Origin of the sequence: Amycolatopsis echigonensis (assembly GCF_002846615.1) — a bacterium.
Classification (GTDB): Bacteria; Actinomycetota; Actinomycetes; order Mycobacteriales; family Pseudonocardiaceae; genus Amycolatopsis; species Amycolatopsis echigonensis.
Genome location: NZ_PJMY01000003.1, coordinates 4,939,255 through 4,958,992, shown reverse-complemented (window position 1 = coordinate 4,958,992; position 19,738 = coordinate 4,939,255). Strand labels below are relative to the sequence as shown.

Below are 19,738 nucleotides of genomic sequence, written 5' to 3'. Positions count from 1 at the left end.
CAATCCCGGTTCTAACCGGGATTGCCGCTCACGAGCATTGCCCGTCCGAGCACGTGCTCCAGCAACACCGTCAGCACCTGCTTGGTCGAATCCCGTTCGCGCGCGTCGCACAGCAGCAACGGCACCTGCGGATCGAGATCCAGCGCGCCGCGGACTTCCTCGGTCCCGTACCGGTAGGCGTCGTCGAAGCAGTTCACCCCGACGACGAACGGCAGCCCTCGCTGTTCGAAGAAATCCACTGCGGGGAAACAAGATTCGAGCCGCCGCGTGTCGGCCAGCACCACCGCGCCGAGCGCCCCGTCGGCCAATTCGTCCCACATGAACCAGAACCGGTCCTGCCCCGGCGTGCCGAACAAGTACAGGATCAGCTCGGGGTTGATGGTGATCCGGCCGAAGTCGAGCGCGACCGTCGTGGTGGTCTTGCCCTCGACGCCGGACAGGTCGTCCACGCCCTCGGAGGCGGCGGTGATCACCTCTTCGGTGCGCAGCGGCGGCACCTCGCTGACCGAGCCGACCAGGGTCGTCTTGCCGACCCCGAAGCCGCCCGCGACGAGCAGCTTCACCGCTTGCGCGGTGAGCGACCGGCGGGGCTCAGAGTTTCCGGATGCCATCGAGAACCGCCTGGAGTACGTGGGGGCTGGGGGCGTCGGTCACCGGCGTCGCGGTGCGGAACAGCACGAGATTGCGCTCTATCAAATCGCTCAGCAGCACCTTCACCACCGGCAGCGGCAGATCGACCCGCGCGGCCACCTCGGCGACCGAAACCGGGCGCTGGCACAGGGAAAGAATGCGCGAGTACTCCGGTTCGAGGCCGGGCGTCTCGCTCGCGGCGCGCAGCGCGACGACGAGCGTGATGAGGTCGAGCCCGCGGGTGTCGGAGCGGGTCCGCCCGCCGGTGACGGCGTAGGACCGCACCAGCGGACCGGCCTCGTCCTCGTACCAGGACTCGCGGCCCCGCGCCGTCATGGCGAGGTCCGCTGGACCGCTCCGGCCCGCGGCGCCGCGGTGAGCACCGCACCGACCCGCTTGACCATCAGGTTCATCTCGTACGCGACGAGTCCCATGTCCGCGTCGACCCCGGCCAGCAGCGCGAGGCAGGCGCCCCGCCCGGCCGCGGTGACGAACAGGAACGCGTGGTCCATCTCGACCATCGTCTGCCGCACGTTGCCGCCGCCGAAATGCCGTCCGGTGCCGCGGGCGAGGCTCTGGAACGCCGACGCGACCGCGGACAGGTGCTCCGCGTCCGCCTCGGACAGATTGCCCGACCGGCCGATCAGCAGCCCGTCCGCGGACAGCACCACCGCGCGGTCCGCCCCGGCGACCCGCTGCACGAGGTCGTCGAGCAGCCAGTCGAGCTCGTTGACGCCGTTGTTCGCCATCAGTCCCGATCTCCGTACCTGTTGTCGTGCCCGGGATCGGCCTCGCGGGCCCGCCGGGTGCCCTGCTGGAACGCGCTGAGCCGGGAGCGGGCCTGCTCCGGCGAATCCTCGCGGACGTCCTCGGATTCCGGCGCCGGCCGGTCGCCGCGCAACTGCGGAACGAGGTTCTGCTGCCGGCGCCGCTGCGGCAGCGGCGGACGTCCGGGCGGACGCGGCGGCGCGCCCCGGCCGTTGTCGACCGCCGGACGCGGCGCGCGGCCGTTGTCCGCGGGCGGTCGCGGTTCGCGGTTCTGCGGCGGGCGGGCCGGCGGTGCCTCGGCGGCCGGACGCATCGCGCGCCGGGTCGGCGACTCCGGCCGCTGTTGCTCCGGCGCGACCCGCGGTTCCGGCGCGATCCGCGAGGGCTGTTCCGCCTGCTGCGGTCGCGGTTCCGGACGCGCCGGCCGCCGCTGCGGCAGTTCCGGTCGCTGCGACTCGCCCCGCGGCGGTTCCGGCGCGGGCCGCGACGGCTCCACCGCGAGCCGGGAAAGTTCCGGTGCCTCGCCCGGCCCCGAAGCGGACTCCGCGTCGGCCGCCGAAGGCTCCGTCTCGCTGATCGGCGCGAGCAAATCCTTGCGCACCAATACGATCGCCCGAGTCCCGCCGTACGCGGAGTCGCGCAGGTGCACCGAGATCCCGTGCCGGGACGCCAGCCGCGCGACCACGAACAGACCCAGCCGCGGTTCGTCGGACAGCGCCATGATCCCGAAGTCCGGCGGGTCGGCGAGCATCGCGTTGAACTCGTCGGCCTGCTCCGGCTCGATGCCGAGGCCCTGGTCCTCGACCTCGATCACGACGCCCTTGCCGACCACGTTGCCGCGCAGTTCGACGCGCGATTCCGGCGGCGAGAACGACGTCGCGTTGTCGATCAGCTCGGCGAGCAGGTGCACGAGGTCGCCGACGACCGGCCCGCGCACGGCGACGTCGGGCAGCTTCGCCGTCTTCACCCGCGCGAAGTGCTCGGTTTCGGCCGCCGCGCCGCGGACGAGTTCCACCAGCGACACCGGATTGCGCCACTGCCGCCCTGGCTGGCCGCCGCCGAGGATGATCAGGTTCTCCGCGTTGCGCCGCGCGCGGGTGGAGAGGTGGTCGAGCTGGAAGAGCGTGTCGAGCTGGTCCGGGTCCTCCTGCTTGCGCTCGGCGGCGTCCAGCACCTTCAGCTGCCGGTGCACGATGACCTGGCTGCGGTGCGCGATGTTGAGGAACACCGCCTTCGTGCCCTGCCGCGTCTTGGCCTCTTCGACCGCGGCGGCGAGCGCGGACTGCTGCGCCAGGTTGAACGCCTCGGCCACCTCGCCGATCTCGTCCGCGCCGTGGTCGAGCAGGTGCCCGCCCTCGTCGAGGTCGACCGGTTCGCCGGCCCGCACCCGGCCGACGAGTTCCGGCAGCCGCACCTCGGCCGCGTCGAGGGTGTCCTCGCGCAGCCGGGCGAGCCGGGCGATGAAGCGGTTCGAAAGCCGCAGCGCGACCAGCACCACTGCGAGCGCGAAGAGCACCGCCGCCGCGCCCGCGATGATCGAGTTCCGCAGCGTGTCGTCCGCGTCGGTGATCGCGGCGTTGGTCGCGTGCGCGCTCTGCGCGGCGAACATCGTCATCAGCGTGGTGGCGACCTGTTTGGCGTCGGTCCGCCACTGCTCCAGCGGCACCGGCAGCTGTTTCGCACCGGACAGCAAGGCGTTCTCGACCTGCGTCACGGTCGTCCACGCGGGACTCGAGACGAGCTTGTCGTAGTTCGCCCGCACCTCGGGCACCATCTGCGGCACCGATTGGTCGAGCTGCGCGTGGTACGCGCCGATCTCGCCGAGGTACGCGCGCTGCTCGTCGCCGGACAGCCCGCCCGAAGCGAGCCCGGCCGACGCCAGCGCGTCGGCGCGCTGCATTTCCTCGGCGGCGTTGAAAATCGGGATCGCGGACAGCCGGGCGAACGCGTTGTCCGCACCTCGCGCGCCCTGGGCGAGCCCGGCGACGCCCTGGGTGAACTGGTCGATGATCTGGTTGTAGAAGGAAAAAACCTCGAGCCGCGGCACCTGGCCGGAGTCGACCCGCTGGCGAAGCTGCGGCAGTTTCGCCTCCAGCGCGGCGAACGTGGCGATGTTCTGCTTGACGCTCGCGGGCACGTTCGAGTCGGTCGCGAAGTTGCCCTCCAGCACCGAGGTGATCTGCGCGGCGGACGCGTCCGTCTTCGGCCGGGCGGCCAGCAGCTCGGCGCGCGCGGCGTCCTGGCCGGCGAGCACGCTCATCGACAGCTGCCGTTCCTGTTCCGCGGCGAGGAGGAACGGAATGCCGGGGCCTTCCGAACCGCGAATCTTCTGCGCGTAACCGCGCGCCTGCGCAGCGTCGAAAATCAGGTATCCGGCGAGCGCGATACCGACCAGCAGCAACGCGGCACTCGGAATCAACGCGATCGCAAGGACGCGAGAGCGAATAGACGACCCGCGGCCGTTTCGCCCGGAATTCTGCTTCACGTGATCCGTTTTCCTTCCGGCCCTGCCATGGTATTCGGGTCCGCGGTGTTTTCCTCGCACCGGTCCGACCAGCCGGATCACAGTTCACCGTGGTCTGAGTTGCCCGCGACGACGGTAAGCAACCTTCACCGGCGAGTCAAGTCCGGACCCGGGTTGCCGTCACCCTCTTGTTACCTGCTAGTAACCCGCTGCGGTGCTTGGAAAACTGATCACCACCGGACGTGACCTTGGTCGCATCGGCCGCGCCGCGGCCCGCTGGGCGCCGGCGCGTGAGGCCGGTCACGAGAGTGCGCCCGCGAAAACTCACCGGAACCTTATGCGCAATTCCGCGTCGGCGACGGAATCGAAGGGAAAACCGAGACGGATTTCCGGAATTCAGCGCCGGACGCCATTCGGCGGCCGGTGCGCGGAAAGCCGCGGACCCGGTGCCGTTTCGGTTTCTTCCGCGGCGGACGGGCGGTCGCGGCGGAGCAGATCGCGCAGCATCTCCCGGCACGCCCACGCCAGCACCGCCACGGACGCGATCAGCACCGCGACCAGCGTCGATTCGACCGGATAACGCGCGACCAGGCCGCCGAAGCGCGCGAGCACGAAGCCGACGGCCACGCCGACGAGCAGGGTCACCACATACGAGAGCGGCACTTCCCGACCGCGGGTCTCGATCATTTCGGCCCCTTCCCGCCCGGCTTCGCCCGGCGGAACAGCTCGCCGATCGGCTCCGCCCGCGAAAAAACAGGCATCGAGCATACCCGCCGGGCAGCCGGCGGCGCGCCCGTCGATCACCCGAAGGGGCGAGCCGGACACCGATTGTTCACCTGGACCCGCGAGGCCGGCCGGATCCCCCCGAATCCGCGCGGACAATCCGCGAATTCTTTTCAGCGCACCTCGCGCAGCACGGTCACCGCCCGCAGCACCTCGGCGTAGGTCGTGTACAGCGGGGCCAGTCCGAAGCGCAGCACGTCCGGCGGCCGGAAATCCCCCAGCACCCCGCGTGCGTGCAGCGCGTTCATCGTCTGCTGCCCGCCCGCGTCGCGCACCGACACCTGGTGCCCGCGCGTGTGCTCGCGGGGCGTCGGAATGTCGGCTCCCGGCAGCAGTTCGTCCGCACACCGGAAAAAGAAATCGCCCAGCGCCAAGCCTTTCGCGCGCAGCACGGAAAGGTCGACGCCGTCCCAGACGTCCAGCGCGGCGTCGAGCGCCAGCATCGACAGCATGTCCGGAGTCCCGGCGCGGGCGCGCGCGATCCCCGCGCTGCCGCGGTATCCCGGCTCCATGCCGAACGGGTCCGCGTGCCCGGCCCATCCGGCGAGCGGCTGATCGAATTCCGCCTGATGCCGCTGTGCCACGTAGACGAACGCGGGCGAACCCGGTCCGCCGTTGAGGAATTTGTAGGTACAGCCCACCGCGAAATCGACGTCGCACGCGTCCAGCTGAACCGGAATCGCGCCGACGCTGTGGCAGAGGTCCCACACCGCGAGCGCGCCGGCCGCGTGCACGGTTTCGGTGACCGACGGCATGTCGTGCAGCCGCCCGCTGACGTAATCGACGTGATTCATCAGCACCGCGGCGGTCCGTTCGCTCACCGCGCCGGGCAGCTCCGCCACCGGCACGCGCCGCACGGTGTGCCCGGTGAGCCGAGCCGCCTGGTCGGCGACATAGCCGTCGGTTGGGAAGGTCGCGGCGTCGACCAGCACCTCGTCGCGGCCGGGGTTCGCCCGCACCGCTGCGACGAGCACTTTGAACAGGTCCACGCTCGTCGAGTCCGCCACCACGACCTGCCCGGCCGCGGCACCGACGAGCGGGGCGATCCGCTCCCCGACCCGCTGCGGGGCTTCCCACCAGCCCTCGGTCCACGACCGGATCAGCCGCCGCCCCCACTGCTGCCGGACCACCTCGGTCAGCCGCTCCGCGACGTGTTTCGGCGGCGCGCCAAGAGAATTCCCGTCGAAGTACGCGACTTCCGGGTCAAGGTCGAACTCCGCGCGTTTGGCGGCGAGCGGGTCGGCGGCATCGAGCGCGGCCGCCTCGTCGGCAAGACTCTCGCTGCGCACTGCGGATTCGGTCATCGACGCTCCTCGGGTTCCAGGTGCCCCTTTCTAACAGGACGCGGGCCGTCTTATCGAGCGCCGAGGCTGGCCGGGATTCTCTATCGGACCCCGCGCCGACGACCTAGAGTGACCTCACCAGGCACCACCGGAGGAGGTCAGCGTTGACCCAGTCGATCGCCGAACAGACCGAGGGCAAGACGATCCCGCTGCTGCTGCGGCGCAACGCCGAGGAGTACGGCGACCGGCCCGCGCTCACTTCGCTCGACCTCGAAGGCCGTCCGACGCTCACCTGGAGCGAGTTCCGGACCGCGATCGCCGAAGTGTCCCGCGGACTCGCCGGGCTCGGCCTCGCCGCGGGCGACCGGATGCTGATCATGGCCCCGAGTTCGCCGGACCACCTCGTCGCGGACCTCGCCGCGGTGCATCTGGCGGCCATCCCGTGCACGGCCTACGCGACGCTCAGCCCGGAGCAGATCCGCTATGTCGCCCGGCACAGCGCCGCCCCGGTCGTCGTCCTCGCCGGCGCCGACGAGCTGTCCCGCTGGCTGCCGGTACTGGACGACCTGCCCGCGCTGCGCCGCGTGGTGGTGATCGACGAATCCGCGATCCCGGACGGCGACGACCGGTTCGTCGCGTACTCCGCGGTGCGCGAGGCCGGCCGCGAAGCACTCGCCGCCGACCCCGAGGCGTTCGACCGGGCGTGGCAGGCGATCCGCCCGGACGACCCGCTCGCGATGATCTACACGTCCGGCACCACCGGCGACCCCAAGGGCGTCGTGCTCTCCCACCGCAACGCGATCCACGAGGGCATCGCCGTGCACACGCTGCACAAGGCCCCGATGCACCCGACGAACATCGCGTACCTGCCGCTGGCGCACATCGCCGAACGCGAGCTGTCGATCTACCTGCCGATCGTCGCGGCGGGCCACGTGCACACCGTCGGCGATCCGTCCGGCGTGGTCGCGGCGCTCGGCCAGGTGCATCCGCAGAGCTTCTTCGGCGTGCCGCGGGTGTGGGAAAAGATGGTGGCGGGCTTGAAGAACATGCTCGCCGGCGTACCCGAGGACCGGCGCGAAGCGCTCATCTCGGCGAACGAACTCCTGCAGGAGGGCTACAAACTCCGCAGCGCCGGCAAGGAGGTCCCGGCCGATCTCGCCGAGCGCATCGCGAAGACCGACGAGACCGTGCTCGCGCCGGTGCGCGGGATGCTCGGGCTCGACCAGCTGCACATCGCCTCCAGCGGTGCGGCCGCGTTGCCGCTGGAAGTGCTGTACTTCCTCGCCGGGCTGGGCGTCGAGATCCGCGAGGTCTGGGGCCTGTCGGAGACCACCGGCGCGGCGACCGCCAACAGCGCCGAAGCGTTCCGCGCGGGCACCGTCGGCCGTCCGATCGACGGCGTCGAGGTGAAGACCGGCGAGGACGGCGAACTGCTCGTCCGCGGTCCGATCGTGTTCCTCGGCTACCTGCAGCCGGACGGCACGATCGAACCGGCCACCGACGCCGAGGGCTGGTTCGCCACCGGCGACATCGGCACGATCGACGACGACGGGTACGTCACGATCACCGACCGCAAGAAGGAACTGATCATCACCTCGAGCGGCAAGAACATCGCGCCGACCCGGATCGAGGGGTTGCTGAAGGAACACCCGCTGATCGGCCAGGCGGTCGCGATCGGCGACGCGCGGCCGTACGTGACGGCGTTGATCGTGCTGGACGACGAAATCGCCCCCGGCTGGGCGAAGGCGAAGGGCATCGAGACGGCGGACATCGAAACGCTGGCCCAGCACGAGGCGGTGCGCGCGGAGATCGACCGGGCCGTCGAGTCAGCCAACAGCAGGCTCGCGCGAGCCGAGCAGATCAAGCGCTACCGCCTGATCACCACCGCCTGGACTCCCGAAACCGGCGAGCTGACCCCGACGCTCAAGCTCAAGCGCCGGGTGATCAACGACCGCTACCAGCCGGACATCGCCTCGCTCTACGCCTGAGTGCCGCGACCGCCAGGCCGTCCCCGTCGCGAAGACTCCGCGAGGAACGGCCTGGCAGCCGCGGTACCGGAACTACTGCCCGGGGGCCAGGACCGGGCTGTTGTGGTAGGCGGCGATCAGCCACCGGGCGTCGCGCTTCTCGAAGACCCAGGTGGCGTTCACCTTGCGGTGGTCGTCGGTGATCTCGGTTTCGCCGGGGAACAGGATGGCCGATTCGCTGACGACGATCGCGGCGTCCTTGCCGAGGAAGCGGATGCTGAGCTGCTTGTTGTACGTGGAGCTGCCCTTGAGCGGGCCGGCGAAGCCCTGGGCCATGCTGTCGCGGATCATCTCGCGGCTGTCGCGGAACGAGCCGGTCATGATGGCGGTCGCGTCGGCGGTGTAATCGGCGACCATGCCGTCGGCGTCGCCCGCCTCCCACGCTTGGTAGGAGTCGGCCAGCACGGCCTGGATCGCGGCCTCGTCCTCGACACGGGTGTTCGACATCGGGTTCTCCCTCGCGCTCGGCTCGCCCGGGGTGTTCCGGTGAGCTCGCCGGTACATACCGGCGGGGCGGGCCGAACTCATCGCGGGATCGTCAGGAAATCGCGGAGGGCAGTCCGAAGGCCTCGAAGATCTCCGGATCCTGGAACACCGAGTTCCGGCTGATGCCCTCGGCGGTGACGGTGAGGATCTGGAGCGTGTGCAGCCGGTACCCGTCGCCGGCGCGCTGGTAGGCGGCGAATCCGGGCTGGCCGCCGTTGGCGGTGGTCTCCCGCAGCAGCCAGTCCTTCCCGGCGACGTCGAACACCCAGTCCATGAACAGGCCGTAGTTCCCGCGTCCGGTGAACCAGTTGAGCATCGGCGGCATCTCCATGAGGACGTCCTCGGTGATCAGCCGTTTGAGGGCCTCGACGTCGGCGAGCTCGAAGGCCTTCAGGTAACGCTCGACCCAGACGCGCTGCTCGGCCGCGGACGGCTCGGCCGGTTCCTGCCGGACGCCGGTTTCCTTCAGCCGGGCCCGCGCCCGCTGGAGGGAACTGTTCACCGACGCGACGGTGGCGTCGAGAATCTCCGCCGTCTCCGACGCCGAGAAGCTGAGCACGTCACGCAGGATCAGCGCACCGCGCTGCCGCGCTGACAGGTGCTGCAGGGCGGAGGCGAACGCCAGCCGCAGGCTGCTGCGGCCGATGACGGTGGCGGCCGGGTCGCCCAGCAGCGAGTCCGGCACGGGCTGGAGCCAGGCGTGCTCACCCGGGACGAGCGGCGCGAGCGGATCCGACTCGGCCACCAGTCCCGACGGCAGCGCCCGGCCGCCGCGAGACTTCAGCGCGGTCAGGCAGGCGTTCGTCGCGATCCGGTACAGCCAGGTCCGCACGGAACCGCGCTTCTCGTCGTAGCTCTCCCGGGCCCGCCATGCCCGCAGGCACGTCTCCTGGACCACGTCCTCCGCGTCGTGCACCGACCCGAGCATCCGGTAGCAGTACGCGAAGAGCTCGGTCCGGAACTGCTCGATCTGACGGCCGAAGCCCTCTTCCCCAAAAATCACGCCACGCCCCTTCGCCGCCGCGACCATTATGGACAGGCAGATCGCCTTCCGGTGCGGTATCCGCGAAGTGCCGGTGCCAGGAAGATCCCGGCACCGGCACTGCGCACGCGAGGGGTCAGGCGTCGAGGTCCTTGGCGATCAGCTCGACCAGCACGTCGACCGATTCCCGGGCCTGGTCGCCGTCCGCGCTGAGCTCGACCTCGTCGCCGTGCGCGGCGCCGAGCGTCATGAGGCTGAGCACGCTGCCGGCGTCGACCGGGTCACCGGCCGCGCCGCCGGAAACCTTGGCGATGCGGACCTTCGCGGGCTGAGCGGCGGCGGCCTGGGCGACCAGCCCGGCCGGTCGGGCGTGCAGCCCGACACTGCTGGCGACGACGATGCGACGTTGGTACACGAGGGCCTCCTCAGGCATTGACCGGGTGGGCGGACACAGCGGCGGCCGAGTCCGAGGAACGGAACCGCAGCTGCTTGAGCAGGACCACCGAAGCGGCGGCGACCAGCGTCCCGGCCACCAGCGCGACCAGGAACAGCAGCGGGTTGCCGATCAGCGGCACCACGAAGATCCCGCCGTGCGGCGCGCGCAGCGTCGCGCCGAAAGCCATCGACAGCGCTCCGGTGACGGCCGAGCCGACCATGATCGACGGGATCACCCGGAACGGATCCGCCGCGGCGAACGGGATCGCGCCCTCGGTGATGAACGAGGCGCCGAGCAGCCACGCGGCCCGGCCGTTCTCGCGCTCAGCGGCGGTGAACAGCTTCTTCCGCACGGTGGAGGCGAGCGCGAGGGCGAGCGGCGGCACCATTCCGGCCGCCATCACCGCGGCCATGATCTGCAGCGAGCCGGCGCTGCCGGTGGTCAGGCCGCCGACGGCGAACGCGTACGCGGCCTTGTTGACCGGACCGCCCATGTCGAACGCCATCATCAGGCCGAGCAGCGCGCCCAGCAGCACCGCGCTGGTGCCGCTCAGGCTGTTCAGCCAGTGGGTGAGGCCGGTCGTGGCGATCGCGATCGGCTTGCCGACCACGACGTACATCAGCACGCCGACCACCACGGTCCCGAGCAGCGGATAGACGACCACCGGCATGATGCCGCGCATCGCCTTCGGCACGCGGATCTTCTTGAGTCCCAGCACCACGCCGCCGGCGAACAACCCGGCCACCAGACCGCCGAGGAAGCCGGCGCCGACGGCGACCGCGATCGCCCCGCCGACGAAGCCCGGTGCGATGGCGGGCCGGTCGGCCATCGCGAATGCGATGAACCCGGCCAGCACCGGCACCAGGAACTTGAACGCGACACTGCCGATCTGGTACATCAGCGCGGCCCAGCCGGCGAGCGAACCGGCGTCGAAATGCTCGGTGACGCTGGGCGCGTCGGCGATCTTGTACCCGCCGAGCGCGAAGCTCACCGCGATCAGCAAACCGCCCGCGGCGACGAACGGGATGAGGTAGCTGACGCCGGTCATCAGCCACTGCCGGATCCGGGAGCCGAGCCGGTCGTGCTCGCCGACCTTGGTGGTCAGCTCCGGTCCCGCCGCGGCGGCGGAGGCGGCGGGCTCGGCGGCGGGCGGTTCCGCGGCGGCCGCTTTCGCCCGCTCGAACAGCCCGGCCGCGTCGTTGATCGCGGCCTTCACCGGGGCTTCGACGATCGGCTTGCCGGCGAACCGCTCGCGGCCCTGCACGGCGAGGTCCGCGGCGAAGATGACCGCGTCGGCGTCCGCGATGTCCGCGGCGGACAACGGTTCGGAACCGGCGGAGCCCTGCGTCTCGACCACGATCGTGTCGCCGTTGGCCTTCGCGGTCTGCTCCAGCGATTCGGCGGCCATGTACGTGTGCGCGATGCCGGTGGGGCACGCGGTGATGGCGACGAACTTCATGTCAGCACACCTCTTCGCGGATGTAGGTCGCGACCGCTGCGGGATCAGAGGCGTCCAGCAGGGTCTGCTTGAATTCCGCGCGAACGAGCCGGCGGGCCAGCGCGGCGAGCACCTTCAGGTGCGCGGAGTCCGCGCCGTCCGGCGCGGCGATCAGGAAGATCAGCTTCGCCGGGCCGTCCGGCGCGCCGAAGTCGATGCCCTCGGCGCTGCGGCCGAAGGCGAGCGTCGGCGCGGTGACGGCGGCCGAACGGCAATGCGGGATGCCGATGCCGCCCTCCAGCCCGGTGGCCATCTGCTCCTCGCGGGCGGCGACGTCCTTGAGGAACAGCTCGAGGTCGGTCACCCGCCCGGCGGACACGAGCCGTCCGGCGAGCGCGCGGACCGCGGCGTTCTTGTCCGCGGCGGCGAGCTCGAGGTCGACCAGGTCGGCGGTGATCAGGTCTGATGTGGTCATGCTGCGGCTCCGCTGAGGGTGAGGGTGGGATCGGCGGCGAGCAGGCGCACCTGGTCCGGGTGCACGTCCTGCGGGGCGGGCATGCGGCTGCCCTCCTGCGCGACCGCGGCGGTGCCGTAGGCGACCGCGGCGCGCAGGGCTTGGGGGCCGGTTCCTCCCGCGTGGAGGAATCCGGCGAGTGCGGCGTCTCCGGCGCCGACGGTGCTGCGCACGGCGACCAGCGGGCCGAGCGCGTGGCAAGTCTCAGTGCCGTCGACCAGCACGGCGCCGCGTGCGCCGAGGCTGACCAGCACCGCGCCGACGCCGTCGGCGACCAGGCCGTGGCATACCTCGACCACGTCCCCGAGCCGGGACAGCGGGCGGCCGGCCAGTTCGGCCAGTTCGTCGAGGTTCGGTTTGATCAGGTCGGGACCGCCGGCGAGCGCGGCGGCCAGCGGCGCCCCGGAGGAGTCGACGGCGACCTTCGCCCCGGCGTCGCGGGCGAGTTTGCCGAGCTGGGCGTAGAAATCGTCCGGCACTCCGGCCGGAAGGCTGCCGCAGCACACGACCCATTCGGCGCGTACGGCGAGCTCGACGGTCCGCTGCTGCAGGACAGCGAGCTCGGCCGGGGAGATCTCCGGACCGGGTTCGTTGATCTTGGTGGTCGTGCCGTCGGCCTCGACCAGGGTGATGTTGCTGCGGGTGGTGCCGGCGATCGGCACCGCGACCACGGGGACGCCCTCCGGCGCGAGCAGGTCGGCCAGCCGCTCGCCGACCGGGCCTCCGGCCGGGAGCAGCGCGACGGTCGGCGACCCGGCGGCGGCCAGCGCGCGGGAAACGTTGACGCCCTTGCCGCCGGGATCGAGGCGGACCCGGGAGGCGCGCAGCACCTCGCCGCGCCGCAGCTCGCTGAGCTGCGCAGTGCGGTCCAGGCTCGGGTTGGGCGTGACAGTGACGATCATGCGAGCACCACCTCGGGGCCGGCCTCTTCCAGTTCGGCGACCGCGCCCGCGTCGATCCCGCCGTCGGTGATCAGCACGTCGATCTCCGACAGCCGGGCGAACCGGCTGAGCTGGTCGGCTCCGTACTTGCTGTGGTCGGCGAGCAGGACGCGGCGGCGAGCGGCGGCGACGAGGGCGGCTTTCACCGCGGCCTCCTCGAGATCCGGCGTCGTGCAGCCGTGTTCGGCGGAGAACCCGTTCGCCCCAAGGAAAGCGACGTCGGCGAGCAGTCCGTCGAGCGCGTGCAGCGACGCGGAGCCGACCGTGGCGAGCGTCGTCCCGCGCACCCGGCCGCCCAGGATCTGCAGCGTGATTCCCGGCCGGGTGGCCAGGATCGACGCGATCGAGATGGAGTTCGTGATGACGGTCAGCTCGCGGTCGGCCGGAAGCAGCGTCGCCAGGCGGCTGGTCGTCGTGCCCGCGTCCAGCAGCACCGAACCGCGGTCGGGGACCTGGTCGAGCGCGGCGCGGGCGATCGCGTCCTTCTCCGCGGCGTTCGTCTGGTCGCGCTGGGCGACCTCGGGCTCGAAGTCGAGCCGGTCCACCGCGACCGCGCCGCCGTAGACCCGGCGGACGACACCCTGGCGTTCGAGAACGCCCAGGTCGCGGCGGATGGTCTCGGGCGCGACGCCCAGTTCGGCGGCGAGGTCGCCCACGTCGACCCGTCCGTCGCGGCGTGCCCGCTGTGCGAGGAGCTGATGCCGTTCGGCGGCGTACATGCCCGTTCCTCTCCGCTGTTTGCCCGTTGTCATTTGATTGTGCCCGTTGTTACCGTACTGTCAATCCCCAGTTACAAGATCCTTTGCTCCCGGAGGTCTCGCCATGTCGTTGTCCGGAGTCGGAGTCAGCCCCGGCCGAGCCGAGGGCCCGCGCGTCGTCGTAGCCACTGACCTGCGGAAACCCGACGACCAGCCGGTGCCCGCGGATCTGGCCGAGGAGGCGGGCCGGATCGCGCCCGCCGCCGCCCGGGTCGCTGCCCGGTTGTCCGATCGTGCCCGTTCTGTGTCCGGTGATGCCCGGTCGGTCGTGGAGACGACCGCGGCGATGGCGGCGGACCCGGCGCTGCTCGCGTCGGCCGAACAGCTCGTCCGGGAGCAGTCCCTGCCCGCCCCGCGCGCGGTCTGGGAAGCGGCCGCGAAGTTCATGGCAGCGCTCGAAGCGGCCGGCGGTTACCTGGCCGAGCGCGCTCGCGACGTCGCCGACGTGCGGGACCGGATCGTCGCGGACCTGCTCGGCGTGGCTCCGCCGGGCGTGCCCGAACTGACGTCGCCGAGCGTGCTCGTGGCGCGCGACCTCGCCCCGGCCGACACCGCCGGTCTCGACCCGGAGCTGGTCCTCGCCCTGGTGACCGAAGAGGGCGGACCGACCAGCCACACCGCGATTCTCGCGCGGGCAATGGGAATTCCGGCCGTGGTCGCTTGCTCCGGAGTGCTCGCCGTGGAGAGCCCGGGCCTCGCGGTGGACGGCGCCGCCGGAACGGTTTCGCCGTCCGACGGGAGCGTGCGCGCCGCGAGCCGCAAGCCGCGCGCGGAATGGGACGGCGTCGGCGCGCTGGCCGACGGACATCCGGTGAAGCTGCTCGCGAACGTCGGCTCCGCGGCGGACGCCCGCGCCGCGGCCGACGCGGGCGCGGAGGGAATCGGCTTGTTCCGTACGGAATTCTGCTACCTCAGCGCGGCGGAAGAGCCGTCCGTGGACGCACAGCGCGCGGCCTACGCGGCAGTGCTGGCGCCGTTCGCCGGGAAGCCGGTGATCGTCCGGACGCTCGACGCCGGGTCGGACAAACCGCTGGCCTTCCTGGACATGGGCGACGAACCGAATCCGGCGCTGGGCGTGCGCGGCGTCCGCGTGGCGTTCGACCGGCCGGAGCTGCTGGACCGGCAGCTGACCGCGATCGCCGGGGCCGCCGCCGACACCGGGGCCGAACTTTCCGTGATGGCACCGATGATCGCGACCGCCGCCGAGGCACGCTGGTTCGCCGAACGCGCGCGGGCCGCGGGGATCGCCCGGGCCGGCGTGATGATCGAGGTCCCGGCGGCGGCGTTGTGCGCCAGGGAAATCCTCGCCGAGGTCGACTTCGTCTCGCTGGGCACCAACGATCTGGCGCAGTACGTCTTCGCCGCCGACCGGCAGCTCGGCGCGGTCGCCGCGCTCAACGACCCGAGCCAGACCGCGTTGCTGCGCCTGGTCGGGATGGTCGCCGAGGCCGGGGCCGCCGCCGGGAAGCCGGTCGGCGTGTGCGGGGAAGCGGCCGCCGACCCGGGGCTGGCCCCGGTGCTGACCGGGCTCGGGGTGACCAGTCTGTCGATGAACTCCGCCGCGCTCGCCTCCCTCGGCGCGACGCTGCGCGCGGTCGACCTGCCCGGCTGCCGCGAAGCCGCCGCCAAAGCGTCCTGACCCGGGTCAGGACGCCCGCATCGAGTTCTCCGTCCACTTGCGCAGCCGCGGCGGCACGCGCTTCTCCAGTCCGTAGTTCTCCAGGTGGGCGGAGAACACCTCGTCGAACGCCTCCTGCACCGTCTCGGTGTCCCAGTCCGGCCGTTCGAGGATCGGCTGCTTCAGATACGGCTGCCCCATCACGTGCAGCTGCGGGCCGTTGCACCGGATCATCTGCCCGGTGATGCCGTGCGACCCCTCGCCGAGCAGGAACAGCACGACCGGCGCGATCTTCGCCGGCGTGCGCTCCGGCGGGCAGGCCCGCAGCGCACGCTCGGATTTCCACACCATCCGGGTGTGCGCCACCGGGCACACCGCGTTCACGCGGATCCCGGAGTCCTCGAGGTCCAGCGCCCACGAATAGGTCAGCGACGCGACCGCGCCCTTGCTCGCCGAGTAGACCCCGAGCTTGCGCTGCCCGAGCGAGGCTCCCGAGGAGATGTTCACGATCGACCCGCCGCCGCCCGCGCCGACCATCGCCCGGATCGCGGCCAGCCCGGTGTACATCACGCCGAGCACGTTGACCTCGACCAGCTGCCGGGCCTGTTCCGCGTCGTCCTCCCAGGGCAGCGCCTCGTAGTTCAGCCCCGCGTTGTTGACCAGGCCGTCGATCCGGCCGAACTCGGCGACGCACTGGTCGACGATCGCCTGCGCCTGCGCCGGGTCGGCCACGCTGTGCCCGTTCGCGACCGCCCGCCCGCCGTGGCCGCGGATGGTCGCCGCGGTGCGCTCCGCCAGGTCCGCGTCCACGTCGTTGACCACCACCGCCCCGCCCGCTCGCGCGACGTGCACGGCGAACGCCTCCCCGAGCCCACGCCCGGCCCCGGTCACGACCACGGCCTTGTCCTGCAGCAACCTGTCCACGCTCACTCCCCGCTGGTGCGCCCGGCGAGAGGACGACCGCTCCGCCGGGTCTCTCCCAGTGTTGGACCGTTCGGCCCAGTCGCACCGGACGATGGCGACGAACGGTGGTCGCGCTGCGCCGAACGAGGAAAGCTGATCAGTGCCACGGATACCCCGCGGCAGGTCACTCCGAACGGCTCCGCGTTCCGGCCACCGGATTCTTCCCGGCTGTTCACCCTGGTGTGATCGGCGGCATACTGAGGGTGCACGCCCTGGCCGGAGCGGTGACACTCCTGGCCAGGAGCGAATCAGGCGAAGGCAGAATGCGGGGTACCCGCATTCACTCGATCGGGGAGGGGGCAGTGGTCATCTCGTGACGACCGAAGCGACCTCTCGGCTTACGGCGCCGCTGCGGAATGTCGAATATCGCGTGCTCTGGGCGGCGGAGGCCGTCTCGAGCGCCGGGGACCAGCTGGCGAAGGTGGCGTTGTCCATCCTCGTCTACCACCGCACCGGCTCCGCGCTTTGGGCTGCGGTCGTCTACGCGCTGACGTTCCTGCCCGCGCTCGCCGGCGGGCTCGGGCTGTCCTTCCTCGCCGACCGCTACCCGCGCCGTGCCGTGCTGAGCGCGAGCGCCGCGGCGCAGGCGGTGCTGGTCGGCTTGATGAGCCTGCCCGGCATGCCGCTGGCCGCGCTGTGCTTGCTGCTCGTCGCGGTGCAGCTGGCCGCGTCACCGGCGAACGCGGCGCAGAACGCGATCACCCGCGAGGTGTTCACCGACGACCATCTGTACCTGCGCAGCCAGGACCTGCGCGGGATCACCACCAACACGGTGCAGCTGCTCGGACTGGCCGGCGGCGGCCTGCTGGTGACGGCCGTGGGCACGTCGTGGGCGCTGGCGATCGACGCGGTGAGCTTCGCGGTGGCGTCGGTGATCGTGCGGGTGTGGGTGCACGACCGGCCCGCCGCCGGAGGCGAGCACAGCACCTGGTTCTCCGCGACGCGCTGGGTCTTCGGGCAGCGCAAACTGCGCGTGCTGATCGCGTTGTCGTGGCTCGTCGGGCTGGCCGTGGTGCCCGAAGGACTGGCCGCGCCGCTGGCCCAGCAGCTGAACGCGCCGTCCGCGGCGGTCGGCTGGCTGCTCGCCGCCGACCCGCTCGGCTTCGTCGCCGGGGCCTATCTGCTGTCGAAATTCGCGTCCGCCGCGGTCCGGCAGCGGCTGCTCGGCGTGCTCGCGACGACGTCGCTGGCCTTGCTCGCGCTGTTCCTGCTGCAGCCGAACCTGGTGGTCGCGCTGGTGCTGCTCGCGCTCGCCGGTGCGATGGGCGCCTACATCATCACCGTGACCGCGACGTTCTCCACCTGGGTGCCGAACGAACTGCGCGGCGGAGCCGGCGGGCTGTACCGCACGGGGCTGCGCGTCGCGCAGGGCATCGGGGTGGCTCTCGGCGGGGTGGTCGCACAGGCGACCGGATCCGCGGTCACCGCCATCGCGCTGGCCGGGCTGGCGGGCGTGGCGCTGGCGATCCCCACCGCGTTCTCGTGGACCCGGGTGCGGCACGCGGTCGCGGCCGGGGCCTGAATCGTGGATTGCCGGAGGGAACTGTGGCCGGGGTCAAGGCACCGGCCGAATGGGTCCGGGTACGCCGGACGGGAAGTCGGTTCACGCTTCACGGTCACGCACGGAACACACCTCCGTTCGCATTGTCACGAATCTGCTGTGGATCGGTCACGGAACTCACGCCTCACGGTCACGCACAGCTGCCCACCTCCGCTCGCTGACAATTCATCGGAAAATGACAACAGCTCGATTCACGCTTCGCGGTCGCGCACGGGAAAACACCTCACTCGGGGGGACGGCGGGGACGCTCCTCCGCAATTTACTTCATGGATGCAGCAGTTGTCGCGGAAGGCGTCTCCGGGTTCGGAGACTCGACCGAATACAGCGTTCGAAGTCGGTGAGTGAGATGATACCGGCAACTGATAACGACGCAGAACCGGGAACCTTCCGGGAACCGCATCCGACACCGGAGGAGGCACGGCCCGATGCCCGGAACCGAACCGGCGCGCGGTGAGGACCGCCGCCCCGGGGAGGAACCGCCCGCCGCGACGGGCTTCGCGGGACGGCTGCGCGCACTGATCGCCGCGAACCCCGTTTCGTCCTGGGATCTCTGGACGAAACCGCGCCGGATGGTGGCGTTCCTGCTCGCCTGGGACGCGATCGCGGTGGCGCTGCTGACCTTCGGCGTGATCGCGTCGCCGAGCCCGGATCTCGTGGACTGGGGCCGGTTCGCGATCCTCGCCGGCTGCGCGACGGTGCACATCCAGCTCACCCGGCGGCAGGAGGAACGGCGGCGCAACCGGGTCACCGCCGTCCACATCGACCTGACCGGCATCTGGGTGTTCCCGGCCGCGCTGCTGCTGCCGATCCCGCTGACGCTGCTGCTGATCGCGCTGCTGCGCGTCCAGCGGTGGTTCAACTCCCGGCGACCGCCGCACAAGTTCGTGTTCACCTCGTTCACGCATGCGGTGTCGGCATTGCTGGCGCACTACCTGTACCAGACTTTCGCGTCCGCCGAACTGGCCCGGCTTTCGCCCGCGAACTCGTTGCAGGTCTTCGGGATCCTGATGCTCGTCGGCTTCAGCTACGCGGCGCTGCAGGCGATCGTGATCGGCGGCCTGCTCGCCCTCGGCGGCACGTCCGCGCCCACGCTGCGCAACGTGCTGGGCACCAAGGACGACAACCTGCTCGAGCTGTCGACGATCAGCCTCGGCACCATCGCGACGATCCTCCTCGTGAACATCCCGCCGGCGATCGTGATCCTCGTGCTGATCACGGTGCTCGGCAACCGGCTGGCGGAAATCAACCAACTGCAGTCCGAAGCGCGCACCGATCCGAAGACCGGGATCTTCAACGTGCGCGGGTGGTCGGAGTCCGCGGAGCGCGCGCTGGCGCGGGCCGCGCGCGGCGGGGAAACCCTGGCGCTGCTGATGATCGACCTCGATCACTTCAAGTGGATCAACGACACCTACGGCCACCCGGCGGGCGACGACGTGCTCCGCACGGTGGCGCAAACTCTCGACGAGATAACCCGCCCCAAGGACATCATCGGGCGCTTCGGCGGCGAGGAGTTCCTCATCCTGCTGCCCGATGTGGACAGCACGGCGGCGAAGGTGACCTCGGAACGGATCCGTACCGCAATCGCCGATCAGCGCATCGTGACGACCGACAAACGCGGCGGTTCCGCATTGATCACCGGCCGCACCGCGTCGATCGGCGTCGCATTGCTCGCGGTGAACGGAACAACACTGGAACAGTTGCTGCAAGCCGCCGACGCGGCCGTCTACACCGCGAAGGAAGGCGGCCGGAACCAGGTGCGCTTCGCGGACGCGAATCTGCCGTCCGAGTGATCCACAATTCCGATCACCGGCACTGTTTGCGATTAATCGCGAAACCGATTCAGCAACTGTCCGCTACGGCCTCCGCCCGTTCCGCCGCCGGATTGAGCCGCCGGGTTAATTGTCGGAGGGACCGCTAACCGCGGCAGTCGGTTTTTCGGGGCCGGATCGGAACCGCCGGGATTGCCGGACCCGGATGGCCGAGGACCGGAAATCGGATCGCCCTCCCCCGGACTCGCCTCCGGGCTCCCCGCCCCTTTGCTGTGCCCCGCCGAGCCCGCCCCACTGCCGCATGGCGGTGCGCGGGG

General features: G+C 71.1%; 18 protein-coding genes. 4 read left to right on the top strand and 14 right to left on the bottom strand.

Annotated features, from left to right (window positions below):
- Nucleotides 1-11: 11 nt before the first annotated feature.
- From ATK30_RS28780 to kynU, 6 genes are all read right to left on the bottom strand, one after another.
- The gene (locus tag ATK30_RS28780) at nt 12-611 is read right to left on the bottom strand and encodes a GTP-binding protein (protein ID WP_101438147.1); all 600 of its coding nucleotides are present in this window, start codon (nt 609-611) and stop codon (nt 12-14) included.
- On the bottom strand, nt 592-966 hold the full coding sequence (locus tag ATK30_RS28775; RefSeq protein ID WP_101438146.1) for a DUF742 domain-containing protein: 375 nt from the start codon (nt 964-966) through the stop codon (nt 592-594). The genes ATK30_RS28780 and ATK30_RS28775 overlap by 20 nt, the downstream gene beginning before the upstream one ends.
- The gene (locus tag ATK30_RS28770; RefSeq protein ID WP_009082431.1) at nt 963-1,379 is read right to left on the bottom strand and encodes a roadblock/LC7 domain-containing protein; all 417 of its coding nucleotides are present in this window, start codon (nt 1,377-1,379) and stop codon (nt 963-965) included. The genes ATK30_RS28775 and ATK30_RS28770 overlap by 4 nt, the downstream gene beginning before the upstream one ends.
- Nucleotides 1,379-3,883 carry a sensor histidine kinase gene (locus ATK30_RS28765; protein ID WP_101438145.1) on the bottom strand — a complete coding sequence of 835 codons (2,505 nt, stop codon included), beginning with the start codon at nt 3,881-3,883 and terminating at the stop codon, nt 1,379-1,381. The genes ATK30_RS28770 and ATK30_RS28765 overlap by 1 nt, the downstream gene beginning before the upstream one ends.
- A gap of 375 nt (nt 3,884-4,258) precedes the next feature.
- Nucleotides 4,259-4,549, bottom strand: a complete 291-nt coding sequence (locus ATK30_RS28760) for a hypothetical protein (protein WP_101438144.1) — start codon at nt 4,547-4,549, stop codon at nt 4,259-4,261.
- A gap of 209 nt (nt 4,550-4,758) precedes the next feature.
- The gene (kynU, locus tag ATK30_RS28755; protein WP_101438143.1) at nt 4,759-5,949 is read right to left on the bottom strand and encodes a kynureninase; all 1,191 of its coding nucleotides are present in this window, start codon (nt 5,947-5,949) and stop codon (nt 4,759-4,761) included.
- A gap of 143 nt (nt 5,950-6,092) precedes the next feature.
- Here kynU and ATK30_RS28750 point away from each other — a divergent pair, with 143 nt between their 5' ends.
- Complete coding sequence (locus ATK30_RS28750) at nt 6,093-7,916, top strand: AMP-dependent synthetase/ligase (RefSeq protein WP_101438142.1); 1,824 nt, start codon at nt 6,093-6,095, stop codon at nt 7,914-7,916.
- A 72-nt stretch (nt 7,917-7,988) separates the two neighbouring features.
- On the opposite strand, the gene ATK30_RS28745 is transcribed toward ATK30_RS28750, so the two are convergent.
- From ATK30_RS28745 to ATK30_RS28715, 7 genes are all read right to left on the bottom strand, one after another.
- Nucleotides 7,989-8,402, bottom strand: coding sequence for an SgcJ/EcaC family oxidoreductase (locus ATK30_RS28745; RefSeq protein WP_101438141.1), 414 nt, complete (start codon nt 8,400-8,402; stop codon nt 7,989-7,991).
- Nucleotides 8,403-8,493: 91 nt separating this feature from the next.
- Nucleotides 8,494-9,444: a sigma-70 family RNA polymerase sigma factor gene (locus ATK30_RS28740; RefSeq protein WP_244194746.1), complete on the bottom strand. Its 951-nt coding sequence runs from the start codon at nt 9,442-9,444 to the stop codon at nt 8,494-8,496.
- Between the two features lie 115 nt (nt 9,445-9,559).
- Nucleotides 9,560-9,856 (bottom strand): HPr family phosphocarrier protein, encoded by a 297-nt coding sequence (locus ATK30_RS28735; RefSeq protein ID WP_009082438.1) that lies wholly within the window; start codon nt 9,854-9,856, stop codon nt 9,560-9,562.
- A complete protein-coding gene (locus tag ATK30_RS28730; RefSeq protein WP_101438139.1) occupies nt 9,849-11,318 on the bottom strand; it encodes a PTS fructose transporter subunit IIC in 1,470 nt (489 codons plus the stop codon). The genes ATK30_RS28735 and ATK30_RS28730 overlap by 8 nt, the downstream gene beginning before the upstream one ends.
- Nucleotide 11,319: 1 nt before the next feature.
- On the bottom strand, nt 11,320-11,772 hold the full coding sequence (locus ATK30_RS28725) for a PTS sugar transporter subunit IIA (protein ID WP_101438138.1): 453 nt from the start codon (nt 11,770-11,772) through the stop codon (nt 11,320-11,322).
- The gene (gene pfkB, locus ATK30_RS28720; protein ID WP_101438137.1) at nt 11,769-12,713 is read right to left on the bottom strand and encodes a 1-phosphofructokinase; all 945 of its coding nucleotides are present in this window, start codon (nt 12,711-12,713) and stop codon (nt 11,769-11,771) included. The genes ATK30_RS28725 and pfkB overlap by 4 nt, the downstream gene beginning before the upstream one ends.
- A complete protein-coding gene (locus tag ATK30_RS28715) occupies nt 12,710-13,471 on the bottom strand; it encodes a DeoR/GlpR family DNA-binding transcription regulator (protein ID WP_101438136.1) in 762 nt (253 codons plus the stop codon). Before ATK30_RS28715 ends, pfkB begins: the two co-directional genes overlap by 4 nt.
- Before the next feature lie 103 nt (nt 13,472-13,574).
- Here ATK30_RS28715 and ptsP point away from each other — a divergent pair, with 103 nt between their 5' ends.
- On the top strand, nt 13,575-15,149 hold the full coding sequence (gene ptsP / locus ATK30_RS28710) for a phosphoenolpyruvate--protein phosphotransferase (RefSeq protein WP_101438135.1): 1,575 nt from the start codon (nt 13,575-13,577) through the stop codon (nt 15,147-15,149).
- Nucleotides 15,150-15,155: 6 nt separating this feature from the next.
- Here ptsP and ATK30_RS28705 read toward each other — a convergent pair whose 3' ends face one another.
- Nucleotides 15,156-16,052: an SDR family NAD(P)-dependent oxidoreductase gene (locus tag ATK30_RS28705; RefSeq protein WP_101441116.1), complete on the bottom strand. Its 897-nt coding sequence runs from the start codon at nt 16,050-16,052 to the stop codon at nt 15,156-15,158.
- A 352-nt stretch (nt 16,053-16,404) separates the two neighbouring features.
- On the opposite strand from ATK30_RS28705, the gene ATK30_RS28700 reads away from it, so the two are divergent.
- Together ATK30_RS28700 and ATK30_RS28695 are read left to right on the top strand one after the other, a co-directional pair.
- Nucleotides 16,405-17,613 carry an MFS transporter gene (locus ATK30_RS28700; protein ID WP_101438134.1) on the top strand — a complete coding sequence of 403 codons (1,209 nt, stop codon included), beginning with the start codon at nt 16,405-16,407 and terminating at the stop codon, nt 17,611-17,613.
- 464 nt (nt 17,614-18,077) lie between these two features.
- A complete protein-coding gene (locus ATK30_RS28695; protein ID WP_101438133.1) occupies nt 18,078-19,442 on the top strand; it encodes a GGDEF domain-containing protein in 1,365 nt (454 codons plus the stop codon).
- The last annotated feature ends 296 nt before the right edge of the window (nt 19,443-19,738 follow it).

Bases quoted from the DNA above. Each gene is read 5' to 3' on its own strand.
- ptsP (WP_101438135.1), top strand. From the start codon at position 13,575: ATGTCGTTGTCCGGAGTCGGAGTCAGCCCCGGCCGAGCCGAGGGCCCG.
- ATK30_RS28725 (WP_101438138.1), bottom strand. From the start codon at position 11,772: ATGACCACATCAGACCTGATCACCGCCGACCTGGTCGACCTCGAGCTC.
- ATK30_RS28775 (WP_101438146.1), bottom strand. From the start codon at position 966: ATGACGGCGCGGGGCCGCGAGTCCTGGTACGAGGACGAGGCCGGTCCG.
- ATK30_RS28715 (WP_101438136.1), bottom strand. From the start codon at position 13,471: ATGTACGCCGCCGAACGGCATCAGCTCCTCGCACAGCGGGCACGCCGC.
- ATK30_RS28780 (WP_101438147.1), bottom strand. From the start codon at position 611: ATGGCATCCGGAAACTCTGAGCCCCGCCGGTCGCTCACCGCGCAAGCG.
- ATK30_RS28730 (WP_101438139.1), bottom strand. From the start codon at position 11,318: ATGAAGTTCGTCGCCATCACCGCGTGCCCCACCGGCATCGCGCACACG.
- ATK30_RS28745 (WP_101438141.1), bottom strand. From the start codon at position 8,402: ATGTCGAACACCCGTGTCGAGGACGAGGCCGCGATCCAGGCCGTGCTG.
- ATK30_RS28760 (WP_101438144.1), bottom strand. From the start codon at position 4,549: ATGATCGAGACCCGCGGTCGGGAAGTGCCGCTCTCGTATGTGGTGACC.
- kynU (WP_101438143.1), bottom strand. From the start codon at position 5,949: ATGACCGAATCCGCAGTGCGCAGCGAGAGTCTTGCCGACGAGGCGGCC.
- pfkB (WP_101438137.1), bottom strand. From the start codon at position 12,713: ATGATCGTCACTGTCACGCCCAACCCGAGCCTGGACCGCACTGCGCAG.
- ATK30_RS28695 (WP_101438133.1), top strand. From the start codon at position 18,078: ATGCCCGGAACCGAACCGGCGCGCGGTGAGGACCGCCGCCCCGGGGAG.
- ATK30_RS28770 (WP_009082431.1), bottom strand. From the start codon at position 1,379: ATGGCGAACAACGGCGTCAACGAGCTCGACTGGCTGCTCGACGACCTC.
- ATK30_RS28735 (WP_009082438.1), bottom strand. From the start codon at position 9,856: ATGCCTGAGGAGGCCCTCGTGTACCAACGTCGCATCGTCGTCGCCAGC.